The sequence below is a fragment of the Sphingopyxis sp. genome, assembly GCF_035944815.1.
Taxonomy (GTDB): domain Bacteria; phylum Pseudomonadota; class Alphaproteobacteria; order Sphingomonadales; family Sphingomonadaceae; genus Sphingopyxis.
On record NZ_DASZAU010000013.1, the window covers coordinates 369,214 to 389,915 of the forward strand.

A 20,702-nucleotide genomic window follows, 5' to 3' on the forward strand; every position below is an offset into this window, starting at 1 on the left:
CGGAGGAAAAAGGATGGGGCGGTCTTCGGACCGCCCCATTTTTTTTTGCCCGTCGATCATGTCGGGTTTCGACCGATTGCGGACGTCGGTCATAGTCCCTAAAAGTGCATATGCTTGGTATCGAAGCCCTTCTAATTATCGGTTTCGTTGTTGGCTCTTTTGTCGGCCTGGTAATGCCGAGCCACAAGGTAGGATGTTTAGCCTTGTTGCCGGTTCCAATCATCATGATTGCATACATAAGCCAGTGGCAGAACCAGCACCCAGAAAATTTGCGTTCCACAAGTGCGCTAGATTTTATGTTCGGACCCCTCTGGCCATCGGCAGGGGCCATCGCAGGTTTCTACTTTGGTAGACTTGTGCGCGCGCGATATTTTGGACTGTAGAGCGTCCGCTCTCCACCCCTAAGCGGCGGTAACCGAGGGCCGTGGAGATCAGTCCAGCAGCGGCGCGGGCAATGCCATGTCGATGCCCGCCGAAGCGGCGACAGCCTCGGCCCAGCTGCCGACCTTTTCGATCTCGTCGGCATGGATCGCTTCGGCGGCCGACTGGTCCGCCGCGCGCTGGCCGCTGGCAAAGGCTTTCCCGCTCTTCGAATCGCGCGCGAAGACATCGGCAACCACCGACGCAATCTGCGCTTCGGTCAGTGCGACGTCGAACAGGCCGGCCAGCGCTGCCATCGTTTCGCCGGGCCGGGCCACCAGCGTTTCGCTGTCGAGCGTCCGGACGCGCTCGGGCCATTTCCGTGCCATGTCGGCGAACAGGCGATGCTGCGCGAGCCAGCCGACGGCCGCGGCCTGGAGATCGGTATGCAGCAGATAGTCGCGCGGCTCGAAGCCGAGGTCGACCATGCCCTCGGCGAGCTGGCGGGAGAGCAGCTCGCGAACCCATAGCCGCCCCCACATGCCTTTGCGGGCGATCGAGCCGAGGAAGAGTCGCAGCGGCGCGTGGAGCAGCACCGCCCTTGCGTCGGGGCGGATCGACAAGAGCGCTGTCGCCAGCCCGTTGACGATATTCGACGGCTTGATGACCGTCACCTCGCCCTCGACGAACGGGCGTGCAAGCAATTGCAGCGCGCTGTCGGTGACCATGCCGATCTCTGCCGGATTGCCGCCGCGATGCCGCCAGCCGACCATGTCGTTCAATATCTGCGGTTCGCTGAGCGAATGGGCAGCGCCCGGAATGTCGAACGCCTGCGCAAGCAGGGTCGAACAGCAATAGGCCGAATGAAAGATGAAATGCGTCGGGGATGCACCGCCAGCCCCGGCAAGCGCGTCGCCGCGCTTCGATATCGTCGGGGCGTCGGTCGCTTCGAGATGGTCGTCGGTCAGAAACGGGACCGAACGACGCAGCGCGCGCGGCGCACGCACGAAATGCACCGCATCTTGCCCCTCGTCATATCGGTGGGCGAGCCATTCCGGCGTCCTCATCATTCGTCCCTTTCGCCGGCCTTCGATGCCATGGATTCGGTGTGCAACTATATCGCCGCTGCTTCAACTGCCGCCTTCGCTTGCGCGCGCGCGGCTAGTGGATTAGCCGGTCCTATGACCATCGATATCCAAGCGATCGAACAGGTGCTGGCGACCGCCATGCAGGCACGGCAGCGTGGGGATGCGGCTGGCGAACGCCGGATTCTCGATGAAGCCCTGAAGCAATATCGGGCCGATCCGCGGCTGCACAATGCACGCGGCATGCGCGCGCTCGCCGACCAGGATTTCGGACAGGCGCAGGCGAGCTTCGCCGCCGCCGCGGCCGCCGATCCGAAAGAACCGGCGCTGTGGCTGAACCTTGCGACCGCGTGCCGCGCCGCGGGCGATGACGAGGGCGAACGGCGGTCGCTGCAAAGCGCGCTCGACATCGACCGCCGGCATTTCATCGCGTTGCTCCGTATCGCTGAACTGCACGAGCGGCTGGGCGAGGAAGCCGAAGCGGCGCAGCGGTGGAGCAATATCGTGCAGATGGCGAGCGCGATGAACGAGCGGCCGCCGCGCGTCGAAGAGGCGCTGCAACACGGCCGCGCCTTCCTCGAACGTCACAATGGCGCGATCGCCGACGCCGTCGACCGCGAACTGGGTGCCGAACTGGCCGCGATGGGGGCGGGGGCGCGCCGCTTCACGGCCTGCGTCGACAACAGCCTCGGCCGCCGCCGCATCTACCAGAATGAATGCGCCGGTCTTTTCTATCCGTTCCTGCCCGCCGACGAGTTTTTCGACCGGTCGCATTTTCCCTGGTTCGCCGAAATCGAGGCGCGGACCGAGGCCATCCGCGGCGAGGCGCTGGCGCTGCTCGCGAACGGCAATGAGGCGATCCGCCCCTATGTCCGGCAGGACCCCGGAACGCCCGAGAATAAATGGTCGACGCTCGACAATTCGCTGAACTGGAGCGCCTGCTTCCTGTGGGAATATGGCGAGAAGAATGAGAGCATTTGCGCGCTTTGCCCCGAAACGGCGGCCGCGCTCGACGCGATCCCGCAGAACCGCGTTCCGGGCAAGGCGCCGTCGGCCTTTTTCTCGATCCTGAAACCCGGCGCGCATATTCCGCCGCACACCGGCGTCACCAATACGCGCGCGATCGTCCATCTGCCGCTGGTGGTTCCGTCCGATTGCGCCTTTCGCGTCGGCGGCGAGACGCGCGAATGGCGCGTCGGCGAAGCATTCGCGTTCGACGATACGATCGAGCATGAGGCGTGGAATCGCAGTGCCGAGCCGCGCGTCGTGCTGATTTTCGACGTCTGGAATCCCTATCTGTCGCCCGCCGAGCAGGACCTGCTCGCGCGCTTTTTCGACATTACGTCGCGCGACCGTTAGATTGCGGCCGCCGGAAGATTACGCGCGCTCCATGGCTGTCAGCGCCGACCGGGCGGGCGCAAGCTCGGCGGCGTAATTTTTCCAGCGTCCCGACGACTGGCTGTGGATCGCCGAGCGCGCTTTCCAGTTGCTCGGGGTGCGAATGACGGGCGCGTCTCCTGATTCCGCCGCCGCCGGATCGACCGGGGGCAGGCCGAGATCGCGAAACGCATCGGCGATCACCGTATCGGGCGCACGGACGAGCCGGTCATAGTCGACCGTGACGATGTCGGCGCCGAAGATCCGCTCCCAATGCGCCATCAGCCGGCGATACTGGCCGACATAGTGGAGCGCATCCTCGATCCGGTCGCTGTAATTGATCGTCTCGGCGAAGTTCAGGAAGAAGATCGACAGGATATTGTCGAGCGTCTCGCGCTGCGTGTGGACGATGCGTGCTGCGGGGAAGAGCGTCTTGATCAGCCCGATATGCAGGAAATTGTCGGGCCGCTTGTCGGTCACCCAGGCGGCATCGGGGAAGTTGGTGCGGATCGTCGCCAGATACTGGTCGCGCAGCTCGTCGAGCCCGCTCGCGGTCAGGTCGGCGATTGCAGCCGGATAGGGCATCAGCCGCTCGTGGACCATCGACGGGATCAGGTCGAGTTCGCCGCCGATCCGCACCAAGGGGTGGCGGCCGAGCAATTGTTCGATCACGGTCGAGCCCGACCGGAACATGCCGCAGATGAAGATCATCTGCGCGCCCTTGTCGTCGGCCGTCGATGCGTTCGGGCGATCGGGGAAGGCGGCGATGAGATCGTCGACCAGCCGTTCCTGCGCGGCGCGATTGTAGCGGCGCGGGGCGGGGCGGATCGATTCGTTGATCCGGTTCGCCTCGGCGACCACCGCGAACGCATGGTCGTACCTTCCGACCGCATCGAGCGCATTGCCCAGCGCGAAGAGAAGCTCGGCGGCATCGTCGGGGCTGTCGGCGCCGCTTTGCAATCTTTCCTCCAGATCGCGGATCGCGGGTTCGGCTTCGCCCTTGTGGACGCGGATCGCCGCGAGCCGGCCGCGCGCGCGGCCGTTGCCCGGGGCAATCCGCAGGGCCGCGCGATAGGCGTCGGCGGCGGCGTCGGCCTGGCCGATATCCTCCATCAGGCCGCCAAGGTTGAGCCAGGCGGGCAGGAATTTGGGATTTTTGTCCAGCGCGGCACGCAGCTCGGCCTCGGCCTCGGCCGTCCGTTCCATATATTCGGAGAGGATCGCGGCGCGGTTGACGTGCACCGCCTCGGGGCCCGAAACATTCCGGCGCAACGCTTCGGCATAAGCCTCGAGCGCTTCGGGATAGGCGCGCATCTGGCGCAGCACATAGCCGAGGTTGAACCAGCCGTCGGCGTGATCGGGCCGGAGCGCCGTCGCTTGCCGGAGCAGCACGGCGGCTTCCGAATGGCGTCCCAGTCCGATGCTCCGCCCCGCAGCGGCATCAAGCCGCGCCCACTCCTCGTTCACGCAAACCGCTCCTATGCCGGCGCCAGTTTCAGCGCGCCGTCGCCTTCGTCGACCCGGATCGTCGACCCGTCCTTCACTTCGCCTTTCAGGATCAGATCGGCAAGCGGGTCCTGCAGATATTTCTGCACCGCGCGCTTGAGCGGCCGTGCGCCGTACACCGGATCATAGCCGACGCGGCCGAGCCACGCGCGCGCGGCGTCGGTGAGGTCGAGCGTCACCTTGCGATCGGTGAGCAGCTTCTGGACGCGCGCGACCTGGATATCGACGATGCCGCCCATATGCTGCTGCGCGAGGCGGTTGAAGAGCACGATCTCGTCGAGGCGGTTCAGGAACTCGGGCCGGAAATGCGCGCGCACCACTTCCATGACCGCGGGTTCGGCCTGCTCGACCGGGGCGTCGTCGGGAAGCGCGGCGATCGCCTGGCTGCCGAGGTTCGAGGTCAGGATGATCAGCGTGTTGGTGAAGTCGACCGTGCGCCCCTGCCCGTCGGTGAGGCGCCCGTCGTCGAGCACCTGAAGCAGGATGTTGAACACGTCCTGATGCGCCTTCTCGACCTCGTCGAACAGCACGACCTGATAGGGCCGGCGGCGCACCGCTTCGGTGAGCGTGCCGCCCTCTTCATAGCCGACATAGCCCGGGGGCGCGCCGACGAGCCGCGCGACGCTGTGCTTTTCCATGAATTCGGACATGTCGATGCGGACCATCGCATTGTCGTCGTCGAACAGGAATCGCGCGAGCGCCTTGGTGAGTTCGGTCTTGCCGACGCCGGTGGGGCCGAGGAAGAGGAAGCTGCCGAGCGGACGGTTGGGGTCCTGAAGCCCGGCGCGCGCGCGGCGGACGGCGGTCGACACCGCGCGTACCGCATCGTCCTGCCCGATGACGCGCTTTTCGAGCGTCGATTCCATCGCCAGCAATTTCTCGCGCTCGCCCTCCATCATCCGGTCGACGGGGATGCCGGTCCATTTGCTCACCACCGCGGCGATATCGTCGGCGGTGACTTCCTCGCGCAGCATCGCATTGCCCGCAGCGGCCTGCGCCGCCTCCAGCTGTTTTTCGAGGCCGGGGATGGTGCCGTAGCTGAGCTCGCCCGCCTTTGCGAGGTCGCCCGCGCGCTGCGCCTGGTCGAGCGCCGAACGCGCGGCGTCGAGCTCTTCCTTGATCTTGGCTTCGGCGTGGATTTTGTCCTTCTCGGCGTGCCATTTCTGGGTGAGCTCGGCCGACTGCTGCTCGAGGTTCGCGAGTTCGGTCCGGAGCGCGGCGAGCCGGTCCTTCGACGCGGCGTCGCTTTCCTTCGACAGCGCGGCTTCCTCGATCTTCATCTGGATGATGCGGCGGTCGAGGCTCTCGATCTCCTCGGGCTTCGATTCGACCTCCATGCGGATGCGGCTCGCGGCCTCGTCCATCAGGTCGATCGCCTTGTCGGGCAGGAAGCGGTCGGAGATGTAGCGGTTCGACAGCGTTGCGGCGGCGACGATCGCCCCATCGGTGATCCGCACGCCATGGTGCAGCTCGTATTTCTCCTTGATCCCGCGCAGGATCGAGATCGAATCCTCGACCGTCGGTTCGCCGACGAAGACGGGCTGGAAGCGCCGCTGGAGCGCGGGGTCCTTCTCGACATGCTTGCGATATTCGTCGAGCGTCGTCGCGCCGATGCAGTGGAGTTCGCCGCGCGCCAATGCGGGCTTGAGCAGGTTCGAGGCGTCCATCGCGCCCTCGCCCTTGCCCGCGCCGACGAGCGTGTGCATCTCGTCGATGAACAGGATGATCTCGCCCGCGGCGGCCTTGACGTCGTCGAGCACGCCCTTGAGGCGCTCCTCGAACTCGCCGCGATATTTGGCGCCCGCGATCAGCGCGCCCATGTCGAGCGACAGAAGGCGACGATCCTTCAGGCTGTCGGGCACGTCGCCGTTGACGATGCGCAGCGCGAGGCCCTCGGCGATCGCGGTCTTGCCGACGCCGGCTTCGCCGATCAGCACCGGGTTGTTCTTGGTCCGGCGCGCCAGAATCTGGATCGTCCGGCGGATTTCCTCGTCGCGGCCGATGACGGGGTCGAGCTTGCCCTCTCGCGCAACTTCGGTGAGATCGCGCGCGAACTTTTTGAGCGCTTCGTAACGGTCTTCGGCGCTGGCGCTGTCGGCGGTGCGGCCGCCGCGCAGCTCGTTGATCGCCTTGTTGAGCGCGTCGGCGGTCACGCCGGCGTCGGCGAAGGCCCTGGCGACGGGCGTGCCCGCTGCCAGTACCATCGCGAGCAGCAGGCGCTCGACGGTGACGAAGCCGTCGCCCGCCTTGGTCGCGACCTGTTCGGCCTGATCGAGCAGGCGCACGGCATCATTGTCGAGGCCCGGCGTCTGCTGCGCGCCCGAACCCGACACGGCGGGGACCTTGGCGAGCAGCGCGTCGATGCCCTGCACCGCGCGCGCGGCGTTGCCGCCGCTCTTCGCGATCAGGCCGGCGGCCATGCCTTCATTGTCTTCGAGCAGCGCCTTGGCGATATGCTCGGGGCTGATCCGCTGGTGGTTCATGCGGATCGCGATCGTCTGCGCGGCCTGCAAAAAGCCCTTGGCGCGGTCGGTAAATTTTTCGAGGTTCATTGAGGAAAGCCCCTTTCTCGACACCAAGATAGTGTTGCCATTGTGCAACACAAGATGAACCCGCCGCTCATCCTGCGCGACCGCGCTTTCAAGAGGCTGTTAACCTTGATCGGTTATGCCCGCGCCGACGTTTGGCATAGAAAGCGTGGGGTATGGCGACGGTTCCGACAGGCGTATTTGCGGCGCATCGCGGTCGCCGGTTCGTTGCCGCGCTGAGCGATCCGGCGCGCGCGATCCGGGGACCGGTGTTCGACCTGCTCTTTTTTTGGGGCAGCCCGGTTTTTGCGCTTCTGTTCGTCGATCTGTGGCTGGGCGCGGCGTCGGCGCTGCCGGAGCATTCCGGCGAGAATATGGTCTATGCGCTGACGCTTTTCACGCTCGTGCTGACCAATGCGCATCTGTTTGCCGTTGCGCCACGCGCCTATTTCAATCGCGAGGTTTTCGAACAGAACCGCTTCCGGCTGACGGTCGTGCCGATCCTCCTGCTCGCGGGGCTGCTGTCGTTTCCGCTGCTGCTGATCGCCGGCGGGATCGTCGCCTTCTTCTGGGATGTCCACCACAGCGCGATGCAGAATTTCGGCCTGTCGCGTATCTATGACATGAAGGCGGGGAACGGCCCGCAGTTGCTGCGCCGGGCCGATTTGCGGCTGAACTGGATCCTCTATGTCGGCCCGCTCGCGGCCGGCGCGTCGCTGATGACGCACCTGCACGCGTTCGACGATTTGCGCGGTACCAGCCTGCAACAGATTTCGGAGCTGCCCGGCGTGATGGAAGGGCAATTGCCGCTGGTCAGCCTGATCGCGATCACCGCCTATGTCGCGGTCCTCCTGTGGGCAGCGATCGATTATCGCGCGGCGATGAAGGCGGGATATCGTCCGGCGGCACACAAGCTGGCGCTGATGGGGACGACGGGGTTCGTCTCGCTCGTCGCATGGGGCTTTTCGTCGCCGCTCGTCGCCTTGATCGCGATCAACATCTACCATGCCGTCCAGTATTTCGCGCTCGTCTGGCTGAAGGAAGGCGAGCGCATGACGGCGCTCGCCCGCCGGTCGCGGCGTGCGACCTTCCTCCTGTTTGGTGGCGCCTGCGGCGCCGCGGGGGTCGCCTATCACCTTGCCAGCGGCGCGGGGATCGCGATCCTGATGGCGCCCTTCGTGGCGACGTCGTTGCTCCATTTCTGGTACGACAGCTTCGTCTGGTCGGTCCGCAAGAAGCAGGTCTAGGATCGACTAGTCCGCGCTCGTCTCGCCCTCGCTCCGCGCGAGCTGGTCGAGCAGGCGAACGCCAAAGCCGCTCATCCCCTTGGGAACAAGCGAGGTCGCCTTGTCGGCCTGGTTGACGCCGGCGATGTCGAGATGCGCCCAAGGGGTCGCCTCGTCGACGAAGAATCCGATGACATGCGCGCCAAGGCTGGCGCCCGGACCCTGGCTGGGCGCGATGTTGCGGATGTCGGCGATGTCCGATTTGAGCTTTTCGGCGTAATTTTTGTGTAGCGGCATGCGCCACAGTTCCTCGCCGCTGGCGGTTCCGGCCGCGAGGAGCGCGGCGGCGAGCTTTTCGTCGCGGGCGAACAGGCCGGCATATTGATCGTCGAGCGCGCCGACGATCGACCCGGTGAGCGTCGCGATGTTGACGATCGCGCGCGGTTTGTAGGCCTGCGCGATATATTCATTGGCGTCGGCGAGGACGAGGCGGCCCTCGGCGTCGGAATTGAGCATTTCGATCGTCTTGCCCGACATGGTGCGTGTGACGTCGCCCGGGCGCTGGGCATTGCCGTCGGGCATATTCTCGGCGAGCGCGGCGACCGCGACGACATGGACGGGCGCGCGCGATTTGGCGAGCGACAGCGCTGCGCCGACGACCGATGCGGCGCCCGACATATCGCCCTTCATGTCCCACATGCCCGCGCCGGGTTTCAGCGAGATGCCACCCGAATCGAAGGTGATGCCCTTGCCGATGAAGGCGACCGGCGCGTCGGGCGCGCCCGCGCCGCGATACCGCACCGCGAGCAGGCGCGATCCGCGCGGACTGCCCTGTCCGACACCGACGAGCGTGCCCATGCCGAGCTTGCGCATCGCGGCTTCGTCGAGAACCTCGATGCTGACCCCGGCGGTTCCGGCAAAGGCTTCGCGGACGCGCGCGACGAAGCTTTCGGGATAGATCACATTGGCGGGCTCGTTCGCAAGGTCGCGTGACAGGCGGACGCCGTCGGCAAGGGGTTTCCAGCGGTTCGCGAAAGCGGCTTCGGCGGCCGACGGGTTGGCACCGACAAGTGTCACCGCGCCGGTGGGCGGCGCCTTTTTGTCGACGGTCTTGTAGCGGTCGAAACGATATTGGCCGAGCGCGAAGCCATAAGCGACGTCGGCGGCTGCGCCGTCGCCGAAGGCGCCTGCGATCGTCACCGGCTGCGCCTCGCTTTTCAGTTCCTGCGCGGCCTTGCCGCCGGCTTCGGCGAGCGCGAGCGAAGAGGGCGCCGCGCCCGTGCCGACGAGCAGGATGCGCGGATGCGCACCGATACCGCGCAGCGACAGCGTCGATCCCGTCTTGCCGTCGAAGTTCGCCGCCGCAACCGCCGCGGTTACCGCCTGACGTTCGGCGGCACCCAGCGCGACGCCATCGAGCGGGGGCAGCGTCGCATCGGTCATCACGACGACGAGCGCGGCGCCGGCGGGGGCGTTGGCTGCGAAGCCGATCGTACGTTCGGTGCTGTTCGCAGCGGTCGCGGGGACGACCCCCGATCCGGCGACGGTTTGCGCCATCGCGGCGGGCGCGAGCGCAAACGACAGGCAGGCGGACAGGAGCAGGCTCTTCATACGCATGGTTCGATATTCCCCGTTGTTCAATGACCTGCGCTTGCATAGCCCGACACGTCCCGACCGCAAATCCGGCTCGACGAACGACAGTCGCTTGCCATCGGACGACATGGCGGTCACAAGTCGCGCGGACAGGCGCAAGAGGACCAAAGATGCTGCGACGGATTTTGCTGGGTTTTCTGTTGCTGCTGGTCCTGACCGCGGCGTCGCTCGCGCTCTGGGAACCGCTGACCGCCGAGGCGCCGGCCGCGCCGAATTTCAAGCCGACCGACGTTCGTATCGCGCGCGACAGGTTCGGCGTGCCGCACATCTTTGGCAAGACCGACGCCGATGTCGCTTACGGCGTCGCTTACGCTCACGCCGAGGATGATTTTTCGACCCTGCAGGAAGTGCTCGCGATGACGCGCGGGCGCGCGGGGGCGATGCTGGGCGAGGATGGCGCGAAGATCGATTATGCCGAGGCGCTGCTCGGTGTTCGGGCGACGACCGCGCGCGACTGGCCGCGACTGCCCGACGATGTAAAAAGGCTCTTCACCGCCTATGCGGCGGGGCTCAACCATTATGCCGATAAACATCCCGACGAGGTCCGGCTGTCGGGGTTGTTCCCCGTCACCGGCGAGGATGTCGTCGCGGGCTTCGTGCTGCGCTCGCCCTTTTTCTTCGGGCTCGATTCGGTGCTGGGATCGCTCGTCGAGGACAAGGCGATCGGGCGCGAGGGCGGCCCGGCGCTCGACGCGACGGGCAAGCTCGTTCCGCGCGAGCTGACCCCGGTCGGCACCGACCCCGCCGACAATGGGTCGAACGGCATGGCGGTCGCGCCGGCGCGGTCGACCGATGGCGCGACGCGCCTCGTCTCCAACTCGCACCAGCCATGGACCGGCGGCGTCGCCTGGTACGAACTGGTCGTCCATTCGGGCGAGGGTTGGGATTTTGCCGGGGCGAACTTCCCCGGATCGCCCTATCCCTTCCTCGGCCACAATAAATTTCTCGGCTGGACCAACACGGTGAACCGGCCCGATCTGATCGACGTGTACCAGCTGAAGCTCGACGAGAGCGGGAAGAATTACCGCTTCGACGGCCAGTGGCGGCCGCTCGAGGAAAAGCGCATCTGGCTGAAGGTCAAGGTCGGCCCGTTCGTGCTGCCCGTCCCGCGGACGATCTATCGCTCGGTCCACGGGCCGGTGGTGAAGAATGAAAAGGGCGCCTTTGCGATCCGTTATGCCGGGATCGACCAGGCGAATATGGTCACCCAATATTACCGGCTCAACAAGGCGAGGGATTTCGCCGAATGGCGCGCGGCGATGGCGGGGCAGGGCGTGCCCGCGACCAATTTCATCTACGCCGATGCGAAGGGGAATATCGGCCTGTTCTATAATGCGATGTTCCCCGATCGACCGGCGGGGTTCAACTGGCGCGGCGTGCTGCCCGGCGACACGTCGGCGGATCTGTGGACGAAAACGCTGCCGTTCGACCGTGTGCCGGCGCTGGTCAATCCGCGCTCGGGCTATGTGATGAACGCGAACAATACGCCGTGGGTCGCGGCGGGTCCGGGCGACGAACTCGATGCCGCCGCCTTCTCGCCGCTGCTCGGGATCGAAGACGATATGACCAATCGCGCGACGCGGTTGATCGAGCTGTTCGAAGCGTCGGGGCAGATCGACGAGGCGCGGCTGAAGACGATCAAATATGACACCGCCTATGCGAAGACCGGCTATGCGAAGCGGTGGATGGACCGGCTGCTCGCGCTCGATACGAAAGACGATCCGGCGCTGGCGCGCGCGCAGACGCTGCTCGGCGAATGGGATTGGAACCTCGACGGCCGGGGCAAGGGCGACGCGCTGGCGCTGATGGTGCTGCGGCCCGCGAACGGCAGCCATTACCAGCGCCGCGCCGAACCCGATCCGCGGACCGTGCTCAAGGAGACGGTCGCGCATCTGCAGGAGCATTTCAACGGACTCGACCCGAAATTGGGGACCGTGCTCAGGTTGCGTCACGGAGAGGGTGCAAGCCGCGTCGACCTGCCGCTCGACGGCGGCAACGATACGGTGCGCGCGTCGACGCTCTGGGACGCCGAGCCCGACGGGCGGCTGAAGGTGCGCCACGGCGACAGCTTCATCATGTTCGTGACATGGGACCGGGACGGACGCGTCCGGTCGGAGTCGATCCAGCCGTTCGGTTCGGCGACGACGCGTCCGGGCAGTCCGCATTATAACGATCAGGCGCCGCTGTTCGTGGCGCACAAGCTGAAGCCCGTGCTGTTCGATCCGGCGGCGCTGAAAGCCAGCGGGGCGCGATTCTATCGGCCTTGAAAGCCGCGGATCGCTGTCCTAAACCATTGATACAGTGCCGTCCGGCACCCGGTCGAAAGCAGGTCCGGCCTGCGCCGCAAAGAGGATTTCCATGCCCCGTTTCCACCGCTTCGCCCTGGCCCTCGCGGTCACCACCTCGCTTGTTGCCGCAGGCCCCGCACTCGCCAAGGCGAAGGGCGGCGATCCGGCACCGATTTCGGAGCTCGTGAAGGCGGTCGATATCCCCTACCAGAGCTTCACGCTCGACAATGGCCTGCGCGTGATCGTGCACGAGGATCGCAAGGCACCGGTCGTCGCGGTGTCGGTGTGGTACCGCGTCGGATCGAAGCATGAGCCGAAGGGCAAGACGGGTTTCGCGCATCTGTTCGAGCATCTGATGTTCAACGGATCGGAAAATGCGCCGGGCGATTTTTTCGAGCCGCTGCAGCAGGTCGGTGCGACCGACAGCAACGGGACGACCAACGTCGACCGCACCAATTATTTCGAGACGGTGCCGACGGGTGCGCTCGACCGCGCGCTGTTCCTCGAAAGCGACCGCATGGGGCATCTGCTCGGCGCGGTGACGCAGGAAAAGCTCGATAACCAGCGCGGCGTCGTCCAGAACGAAAAGCGCCAGGGTGACAACAACCCCTATGGCCTGCTGCGTTACGAGATTTTCGAAAATCTCTTTCCGACCGGCCACCCCTATCACCACAGCACGATCGGTTCGATGGGCGACCTCAATTCGGCCAGCCTCACCGACGTGAAGAAATGGTTCACCGACAATTATGGCCCGAACAACGCGGTGCTCGTGCTCGCGGGCGACGTCGATATCGCCACCGCAAAGGCGAAGGTGCAGGAATGGTTCGGCGACATCCCGCGCGGCCCCGAAGTGACGGCCCCGGCGACCTCGGTCCCGACACTGCCCGCGCCGCTGGCGAAAGAGGTCAAGGATCTGATCCCGACGACGCGCATCTATCGCATGTGGGCGATTCCGGGGCTGAACGATCCCGAAGCGGTGCCGCTGCAGATGGCGATGAGCGTACTTGGCGGCCTGTCGTCGTCGCGGCTCGACAATGCGCTGGTGCGCAAGGAACCGGTCGCCGTCAGCGTCTCGGCCTTTGCCCAGCCGTTCGAGGATGCCGGCATCCTGCTGGTGCAGGCCGATGTGAAGCCGGGCGTCGAACCGGCGGTCGTCGCGAAGCGGCTCGACGAGGAGATTGCGAGCTTCCTTGCCAGCGGACCGACCGCCGATGAATTGCAGCGCACCGCCGCCAGCTATCTGGCCGGGACGATTTCGGGGCTGGAGTCAGTCGGCGGTTTCGGCGGCAAGGCGGTGACGCTCGCCGAGGGCGCGCTCTATTCGAACAACCCCGCTTATTACAAGGTCGAGCTCGACCGCATGGCGAAGGCAACGCCCGAGCAGGTGAAGGCCGTCGCAGAAAAATGGCTGTCGCGTCCGGCCTTCTCGCTCACCTATACGCCCGGCGAGCGTACCGAGGGCGGCGAGAACCGCGGGGGCGCGGTGAAGGACGGCAAGGTCGCCGCGGCGATCCAGCCCGACCGCTACTGGAACCCCGATCTTGGCGATACGGGCCCGGCGATGAGCGGCACGACGTCCTTCGCCGACCGGTCGAAGCTGCCGGCGGTTGCCGACCTCACCGCGCTCGATTTTCCCGCGATCGAACGCGCCAAGCTCAAGAATGGCGTCGAAGTGATCTTTGCGCGCCGCACGACGGTGCCGACGGTCAATGTCGCGGTGAGCTTCGACGCGGGCTATGCCGCCGATCCGCACAGCGCGCTCGGCACCCAGTCGCTGATGCTCAGCCTGATGGACGAGGGCACGCAAAACCTCGATTCGATTGCCTTTGCCGAGGCGAAAGAGCGGCTTGGCGCGCAGATCGACGCGAGCGCCAATGCCGACGAGACCGTGTTCAGCCTGTTCGCGCTGAAGCCCAATCTCGGTGCGTCGCTCGGCCTGCTCGCCGACTATATCCGCAATCCCGCCTTCGACGGAAAGGAACTGGAGCGCGTCCGTGCGCAGCAGCTGAACCGGCTGAAGGCCGAACTCAACAACCCGAATGCGCTGGCGTCGCGCGTGTTGCTGCCGGTTCTCTATGGCGCCGATCACCCCTATGGAATCCCGCCGACGGGGCTTGGCAATGAGGCGGCGGTGAAGGCTGTCACGCGCGACGAACTCGCCGCCTTCCACGCCACGTGGATCCGCCCCGACAATGCCCGCATCTTCGTTGTCGGCGATACGACGCTGGCCGAGGTGAAGAAGCAGCTCGACGCGACGCTCGGCCAGTGGAAAGCGCCCGCGACGGCAAAACCGGTCAAGCATTTCGAAATTGCGATCCCGAAGCCGCAGCCGCGCATCCTGCTCGTCGACCGGCCCAAATCGCCGCAGTCGGTGATCCTCGCCGGACGCGTCCTCGACGCCAAGGGGGGCGACGATCTCGAAGCGCTGCGCACCGCGAACGATATTTTCGGGGGCAATTTCCTGTCGCGTTTCAACATGAACCTGCGCGAGACCAAAGGCTGGTCCTATGGCGTGCGCACGCGCATTTCGAGCGACAAGGATCGCATCACCTGGGTCGCTGCCGCGCCCGTGCAGGCCGACCGCACCGGCGATTCGATCAAGGAGTTGCAGAGCGAGCTCAAGACCTTCCTCGGAGCCAAGGGCGTCACGCCCGAAGAGCGCGAGTGGAGCACCAACGGCAGCATTCGCGAATTGCCGGGCAGCTTCGAAACATCGGGCGATGTGCTCGGCGGGGTGCGCAACATCGTGAAGTTCGGCCGCCCCGACAAATATTATGAGTCGCTGCCGGCGACCTATGAGGCGATGACCCCCGCCGCGATCGACGCGGCCGCGCGCAAGGCGCTCAGCGCCGACGGTCTCGTCTATGTCGTCGTCGGCGATGCCGCGGTGGTGAAACCGCAGCTTGACGGATTGGGTTTGCCGGTGGAAACGGTGTCTCCCGCTAACTAACAACAGTTTCAGTAAGGAGAGCCCCAATGTCCCAAGTCGATGGCAGCTATGATTGCGTCACCAAATCGCCGATGGGTGATCAGAAGTCGGTTTTCACCGTGACCAGCAATGGCGACAGCTTCACCGGCCAGAATGCCGGCGCGATGGGTTCGCTCGATGTCGAAAATGGCAAGGTCGACGGCAACAAGCTGACCTGGACCATGAACATGAAGGTGCCGATGCCGATGACGCTCGAATGCGAAGCGACGATCGACGGCGACGCGCTGACCGGCACGATCAAGGCTGGCGCGTTCGGATCGATGGCGATGACCGGCACGCGCCAGGGCTGAACCAGGGATCAGGAAAATGCGAAGGGCCGCCTTGTCGGGGCGGCCCTTTTGCTTTGCATAGCAATGCCCTTTCACTCTGGGGGCTATCCAAAGCGACACCATGGGCGCATAGGCTGCCGCCATGCACAAACCGGCCCAGTCCCCTCAGCGGAGCCTGCCGGGCGACCGCGAAATGGTGTTCATGATGGCGATGGTCATGGCGCTCAACGCGCTTGCCATCGACGCGATGCTGCCCGCGCTGCCCGCGATCGGCGCAGCGCTTGGTGTCGGGACCCCGAACGACCGCCAATATGTCATCTCGACCTATCTCCTCGGGACCGCGCTCGGCGCCCTGCTCTACGGACCACTCGCCGACCGGTTCGGCCGGAAGGGCGTGCTCGTCCCGGCGCTGATCGCCTATGTCGTCTTTGCGATCGGCTGCGGCCTTGCAACGAGCTTTCCGATGCTGCTGGCGCTGCGTTTCGGGCACGGCATGGTCAGCGCCGCGCTGGGTGTCATCGTCGTTGCGGTTATCCGCGACCTGTTCGCGGGCGATGCGATGGCGAAGCGGCTGTCGCTGATCTTCCTCGTCTTCATGATCGTGCCGATCATCGCGCCGACGATTGGCGCGGGCGTCGCGGCGATCGCGGGGTGGCGCTGGATATTCCTCGTCCTCGCGGTGATGGGCGTGGTGATGCTTCTCTGGCTGCGTCGGCTACCCGAAACGCTCGATCCCGCCGATGTACGGCCGCTCGACTGGCGGACGATGGTCGCGGGTTGGGCTACGGTGACGCGCCACCGCCGCGCGGCGGGCTATATGATCGCATCGGGGGTGATGCAGGGTGCGTTGTTCGGCTATCTCAACAGCAGCGAACAGATCATCGCCGAAGTGTTCGATGCGCAGGCGCTGTTCCCGCTGATCTTCGCCTGTGTTGCCGTCGGCATCGCGATCGCCAATTTCTCCAACTCGCGTATCGTCGAGCGCTTCGGCGCGCGGCGGGTGTCGCAGACGGCGGTCTTCGCCTTCATCGCAACGTCGATCGCGCAGATCGGCGCGGCGTTGAGCGGCGCGGAAACGCTCGCGATGTTCACCGTGCTGATGATGATCAATGTCGGTCTGATCGGCTTCATCGGCAGCAATTTCGGATCGATCGCGATGGAAGATTTCGGTCATATGGCGGGCGTCGCATCCTCGTACCAGAGCTTTGCCAAGACGCTGCTCGCCGCTGCTGCGGGAGCCTTGATCGGCCAGCTCTATGACGGATCGACCGTGCCGCTGGCCTATGCCTTTCTCGGTTGTGCGACCATCGGATTGCTGCTCGTTCTGTGGGCCGAGCGCGGAAAGCTGTTCACCCGACCGGGAACCGCACCGAAAAGCCCCTTTTGACGATCCGCGGGCCGTGGGCTGCGGTCGGGGTTGCTCCGGGATGGTGAGCCTGTCGTTGGTGAATTGAATTCCCTACCCGTTTGAGGGAGTGGGATTAGGTCCGCTTCCCGATCGTCGGCCGACGCGAACCATCCGGTGCACTTGCCAAAAAAAGGGGGCCGAGGCCCCCTTTTCCTTATCCGTTGAACGACGGTGCCGGCGGGACCGGCGGCGGGGGCGCGTCGGCGTCGTCCTCATGCACCTCGACATGTCCCTGACCCACATGGCTGCGCGAGCGGCTGTAGAGAAAGTAGACGACCAGACCGATGGCGGCCCAGATCAGGAAGAGGTTGATGCTCTTCTGGTCGAGGTTGAAGAAGAGATAGAGGCAGCCAAGGATCGCGATCGGCGCGGTGATATAGATCAGCGGCGTCTTGAACGGACGGTGGCGGCCCGGGTCGGTGCGGCGGATCACCATCACCGCAATCGACACCGCGGCAAAGGCAAAGAGCGTGCCCGAGTTCGAGATGTTCGCCAGCTGTCCCACGGGGAAGAAGGCAGCGAACAGCGCGACCGCGATACCGGTAATGATCGTGATCACGTGCGGCGTGTTGAACTTGGGATGGATCTTCGAGAAGGCCTGCGGAAGCAGGCCGTCGCGGCTCATCACGAAGAAGATGCGGGTCTGGCCGAACATCATCATCAGGATGACCGACGGCAGCGCGAGGCCGGCGGCGAGACCGATCAGGTTGCCGATCTGCGGCCAGCCGATTTCGCGCAGCGTCCATGCCAGCGCTTCCTTCGAGCAGACCACCGCCTGATCGCCGATCGCGCCGCAGGCCGCGGCGAGTTCGCGGCTGCCGGGTTCGAGTGCATGGCCCGCGGCAGCATCGATGCCGACCGGCTGTGCGCCGACCGAGCCGATGACGCCCGCGGCTACGAGCAGATAGAAGATGGTGCAGATCGCAAGGCTGCCGATCAGGCCGATTGGCATGTTGCGCTGGGGATTCTTGGTTTCTTCCGCCGCGGTCGAGACCGCGTCGAAGCCGACATAGGCGAAGAAGATCGACGCTGCGGCGGCGCCGATGCCGCCGATGCCGAGCGGCGCGAAGGGTTCGAAATTCTCCATGTTCATCACGGGGACCGCGAGGATGATGAACAGCGTCAGCGCGGTCACCTTGATGACGACGAGGATCGCGTTGATCGTCGCCGATTCGCGCGTGCCGATGACGAGCAGCATGGTCACGACGCCTGCGATGAACATCGCCGGCAGGTTGATCATCCCGCCGTCGAACGGCCCGAGCACCCACGCCGAGGGTATGTCTATGCTGAAGGCATGTTCGATCAGCCCGACCACATAGCCCGACCAGCCGACCGACACGGCACCCGCGGCGACCGCATATTCGAGGATCAGCGCCCAGCCGACCATCCAGGCGATGAGTTCGCCCATCACGGCATAGCTATAGGTGTAGGCCGAGCCCGAAACGGGGACCATCGAGGCCATTTCGGCATAGCAGAGCGCGGCAAAGGCGCAGACGAAACCGGCGATGATGAAGCTGATCATCATGCCCGGGCCGGCCTTTTGCGCGGCTTCGGCGGTCAGCACGAAAATCCCAGTGCCGATGACGGCGCCGATCCCCAGCATGGTCAGCTGGAAAGCGCCGAGTGTGCGCGTAAGCGACTTTTTCTCCGCTGTCGCCAAAATGGCATCCAACGGCTTTACGCGGTCAAATAGCATATTCTTCCCCTTTGGAGCGGCTGAGCTGCCGCCCGTCTCATGGCGGGGCAGACTAGCCGCTCCGCGCGTCAGCGCAACTTAATTTCAGGGGGCGCGGCCAGCTTTCGTCGCACGCCGCGCGGCTTTACCGTACGGTAAAGCGCACGCGGTCGATCATCCGGCCGCCGGGATCGACGAGCGTCAGCATATGGCCGCCCGGGCGGGGCAATATCTGCTGGCCGCTATCGGCGTCGCCGAGCGGCTTTTTGTCGAGGATCAGGCGGTAGCCGGCGACATCGCCGCTGACGATCACGGCGAGGCGCTGGCGATCGATCGGAATGTCGGGGTCGAGCGCATAGACGCTGCCGCTGACCGGGCTGGTGATGCGCGGGCGGCGCGCGGCGTGCGGCGCGGCCGCCATTTCGCTTTGCGCGGTGCCGGCGAGGAAATATTCGCGGCGCGGCGGTTCGCGGGTGCCGGGGAGCGCGATCTGCCGCGCCTCGACGCCTTCGGGCATCGCGGGCGGCTTGCCGGGATTGCCGGCGTGGAGCGCGAGCATCACGTCGCGCCAGACGGGGGCGGCGCCCGAGGTGCCCGAGACGGCACGCATCGAATCGCCCTCGAGATTGCCGACCCAGACGGCGACGGTGAAGCGGTCGGACCAGCCGATGCACCAATTGTCGCGCATGCCCTTCGACGTCCCGGTCTTGGCGGCGGCCCAGAAGGGGAGGCGGAGCGCGCTGTCGGCGCCGAAGGCGTCGGTGCGCGCCGAGGCGTCGGCGAGGATGTCGCCGACGATGAAGGCGGCGGCGGGGGTGACGATCTGGCGCGGCGGAAATTCACGATCATCGCGCATATCGACGAAGTGGACCGGTGACCAGTTCCCCATATTTGCTAATGTTCTGAATGCGTTGGCTTGTTCTACGAGCGAAACTTCGGCCGAGCCCAAAGCGAGGCTGAAGCCGTAATATTCGCCGTCCTCGACGAGGCCGTGATAGCCCAGGGCCCAGAGGCGGTCGCGGAACTGCTGGACGTCGTCGATCACGAGCGCGCGGACGGCGGGGACGTTCAATGAGCTGGCGAGCGCGTGGCGGACGCTGACCGGACCCTTGAAGCTGTGGTCGTAATTCTTGGGCACGTAGAGCCCCGAGGCGGTGTCGAGCTGGACCGGGCTGTCGTCGAGGATCGAGGCGGCGGTGAGCCAGCCATGTTCGATGACCTGCGCATAGAGATGCGGTTTCAGCGTCGAGCCTGCCTGCCGCCGCGCATTGGCGCCGTCGACTTGCGATGCGGTCGATTTGAGCCCGACGCCGCCGACATAGGCGAGCACGTCGCCGGTGGCATTGTCGAGCACGACGACCGCGCCGTCGCGCACGCGGTCCGAACCGAGCCCGGCAAGCTGGCGGCGGAGCGCGACGATCGCGACGGTCTGGATGCGGCGGTCGATCGTGGTCTTGACGCGCTTGCCGGGCTGGTCGAGCAGGCGCACGGCAAGATGCGGCGCGAGCGCGGGGTCGACGCGCGCGGCCTGTTCGCCCGAGACGAGCGTCGCGGCGGCAGCGCGGATCGCCGAGCAATCCTTCGCTTTCGCAATGCGGCACGCGCGGCCGCCGAGCGCCTCGGCTCCGGCGGCGGGGTTGGGGAGGAGGCCCGCGAAGAGTGCGGCATCGGTGCGACCCAGCTCGGCAGGCGTTTTTCCGAACAGGCTTTGCGCGCCCGCGCCGATCCCCTGCGCCTCGCCGCGCAGCGGCAGCAGGTTGAAATAGGCCTCGAGCATTTCTTCGCGTGACCAATTGTCGGCGAGTAGCTGCGCGGCGCGCATCTGGCGGATCTTCTTGCGCCAGTCGCGCTGGCCGGGCTGGGCGAGCGTCGGGTCGAGGAAGGCGGCGAGCTGCATCGGCAGCGTCGATGCGCCGCGCGAGCGTCCGCCGCCCCCGCCCCACGACAGGCGCGCGCGCGCGGCGCTCGCGATCGCGAGCCAGTCGACCCCGCCGTGCGACCAGAAGCGGCGGTCCTCGCTTTGCACCACGGCGGTGCGGACGGCGGGGCTGATGTCGTCGAGCGGCACCCATGCAAGGCGGCGGCGTTCGAAATTGACGCGCTCGCTGTCGAGCAATTGGCCGTCGCGGTCGTAGAGCCAGGCCTCGCTGGATTTCCAGCCGGCGCGGACCTTTTCATACTCGGGCATCGCGGGCGGGCGGGTGAAAAGATGCGCGATAGTGACGAGGACGAGCAGGGTGAGGGCCGTCCACGCCAGTGCATCGAACCAGCGGCGTTTGCGGGGCATCATCGAACGAAGGGCCTGAAAAATCCTCCCTGTGCCACAGGCATGGGGAGG

At 65.7% G+C, this 20,702-nt stretch carries 12 protein-coding genes; 6 read left to right on the forward strand and 6 right to left on the reverse strand.

The genetic code is table 11. The features are described 5' to 3' along the window. Positions 1-431 precede the first annotated feature (431 nt). Positions 432-1,430, reverse strand: coding sequence for a hypothetical protein (locus VGU00_RS19205; RefSeq protein WP_327471414.1), 999 nt, complete (start codon positions 1,428-1,430; stop codon positions 432-434). A gap of 111 nt (positions 1,431-1,541) precedes the next feature. On the opposite strand from VGU00_RS19205, the gene VGU00_RS19210 reads away from it, so the two are divergent. Then, on the forward strand, positions 1,542-2,804 hold the full coding sequence (locus tag VGU00_RS19210; protein ID WP_327471416.1) for an aspartyl/asparaginyl beta-hydroxylase domain-containing protein: 1,263 nt from the start codon (positions 1,542-1,544) through the stop codon (positions 2,802-2,804). Positions 2,805-2,822: 18 nt separating this feature from the next. Here VGU00_RS19210 and VGU00_RS19215 read toward each other — a convergent pair whose 3' ends face one another. Both VGU00_RS19215 and clpB read right to left on the reverse strand, forming a co-directional pair. Further along, positions 2,823-4,289, reverse strand: coding sequence for a tetratricopeptide repeat-containing sulfotransferase family protein (locus VGU00_RS19215; protein ID WP_327471418.1), 1,467 nt, complete (start codon positions 4,287-4,289; stop codon positions 2,823-2,825). An 11-nt stretch (positions 4,290-4,300) separates the two neighbouring features. After that, positions 4,301-6,880, reverse strand: coding sequence for an ATP-dependent chaperone ClpB (gene clpB, locus VGU00_RS19220; protein ID WP_327471420.1), 2,580 nt, complete (start codon positions 6,878-6,880; stop codon positions 4,301-4,303). A gap of 152 nt (positions 6,881-7,032) precedes the next feature. On the opposite strand from clpB, the gene VGU00_RS19225 reads away from it, so the two are divergent. After that, entirely contained in the window at positions 7,033-8,103 is a 1,071-nt protein-coding gene (locus VGU00_RS19225; RefSeq protein ID WP_327471422.1) for a hypothetical protein, read from the forward strand. A 6-nt stretch (positions 8,104-8,109) separates the two neighbouring features. Here VGU00_RS19225 and VGU00_RS19230 read toward each other — a convergent pair whose 3' ends face one another. Further along, positions 8,110-9,699: a leucyl aminopeptidase gene (locus VGU00_RS19230; protein ID WP_327471423.1), complete on the reverse strand. Its 1,590-nt coding sequence runs from the start codon at positions 9,697-9,699 to the stop codon at positions 8,110-8,112. 146 nt (positions 9,700-9,845) lie between these two features. Here VGU00_RS19230 and VGU00_RS19235 point away from each other — a divergent pair, with 146 nt between their 5' ends. From VGU00_RS19235 to VGU00_RS19250, 4 genes are all read left to right on the forward strand, one after another. Continuing rightward, positions 9,846-12,002: an acylase gene (locus VGU00_RS19235; protein WP_327471425.1), complete on the forward strand. Its 2,157-nt coding sequence runs from the start codon at positions 9,846-9,848 to the stop codon at positions 12,000-12,002. A 91-nt stretch (positions 12,003-12,093) separates the two neighbouring features. Next, positions 12,094-14,973 carry a pitrilysin family protein gene (locus VGU00_RS19240; protein ID WP_327471427.1) on the forward strand — a complete coding sequence of 960 codons (2,880 nt, stop codon included), beginning with the start codon at positions 12,094-12,096 and terminating at the stop codon, positions 14,971-14,973. Positions 14,974-14,999: 26 nt separating this feature from the next. Next, a complete protein-coding gene (locus tag VGU00_RS19245) occupies positions 15,000-15,302 on the forward strand; it encodes a hypothetical protein (protein WP_327471430.1) in 303 nt (100 codons plus the stop codon). A gap of 121 nt (positions 15,303-15,423) precedes the next feature. Beyond that, the gene (locus tag VGU00_RS19250; RefSeq protein WP_327471432.1) at positions 15,424-16,668 is read left to right on the forward strand and encodes a multidrug effflux MFS transporter; all 1,245 of its coding nucleotides are present in this window, start codon (positions 15,424-15,426) and stop codon (positions 16,666-16,668) included. Positions 16,669-16,843: 175 nt separating this feature from the next. Here VGU00_RS19250 and VGU00_RS19255 read toward each other — a convergent pair whose 3' ends face one another. Beyond that, entirely contained in the window at positions 16,844-18,385 is a 1,542-nt protein-coding gene (locus VGU00_RS19255; protein WP_327471434.1) for an amino acid permease, read from the reverse strand. 124 nt (positions 18,386-18,509) lie between these two features. Beyond that, entirely contained in the window at positions 18,510-20,654 is a 2,145-nt protein-coding gene (gene pbpC / locus VGU00_RS19260) for a penicillin-binding protein 1C (RefSeq protein WP_327471436.1), read from the reverse strand. Between the last annotated feature and the right edge of the window lie 48 nt (positions 20,655-20,702).

Excerpts from the sequence above, each read along its gene's own strand:
- VGU00_RS19230 (WP_327471423.1), bottom strand. The coding sequence starts at position 9,699 with ATGCGTATGAAGAGCCTGCTCCTGTCCGCCTGCCTGTCGTTTGCGCTC.
- pbpC (WP_327471436.1), bottom strand. The coding sequence starts at position 20,654 with ATGATGCCCCGCAAACGCCGCTGGTTCGATGCACTGGCGTGGACGGCC.
- VGU00_RS19235 (WP_327471425.1), top strand. The coding sequence starts at position 9,846 with ATGCTGCGACGGATTTTGCTGGGTTTTCTGTTGCTGCTGGTCCTGACC.
- VGU00_RS19225 (WP_327471422.1), top strand. The coding sequence starts at position 7,033 with ATGGCGACGGTTCCGACAGGCGTATTTGCGGCGCATCGCGGTCGCCGG.
- VGU00_RS19250 (WP_327471432.1), top strand. The coding sequence starts at position 15,424 with ATGCACAAACCGGCCCAGTCCCCTCAGCGGAGCCTGCCGGGCGACCGC.
- VGU00_RS19205 (WP_327471414.1), bottom strand. The coding sequence starts at position 1,430 with ATGATGAGGACGCCGGAATGGCTCGCCCACCGATATGACGAGGGGCAA.
- VGU00_RS19210 (WP_327471416.1), top strand. The coding sequence starts at position 1,542 with ATGACCATCGATATCCAAGCGATCGAACAGGTGCTGGCGACCGCCATG.
- VGU00_RS19240 (WP_327471427.1), top strand. The coding sequence starts at position 12,094 with ATGCCCCGTTTCCACCGCTTCGCCCTGGCCCTCGCGGTCACCACCTCG.
- clpB (WP_327471420.1), bottom strand. The coding sequence starts at position 6,880 with ATGAACCTCGAAAAATTTACCGACCGCGCCAAGGGCTTTTTGCAGGCC.
- VGU00_RS19245 (WP_327471430.1), top strand. The coding sequence starts at position 15,000 with ATGTCCCAAGTCGATGGCAGCTATGATTGCGTCACCAAATCGCCGATG.
- VGU00_RS19255 (WP_327471434.1), bottom strand. The coding sequence starts at position 18,385 with ATGCTATTTGACCGCGTAAAGCCGTTGGATGCCATTTTGGCGACAGCG.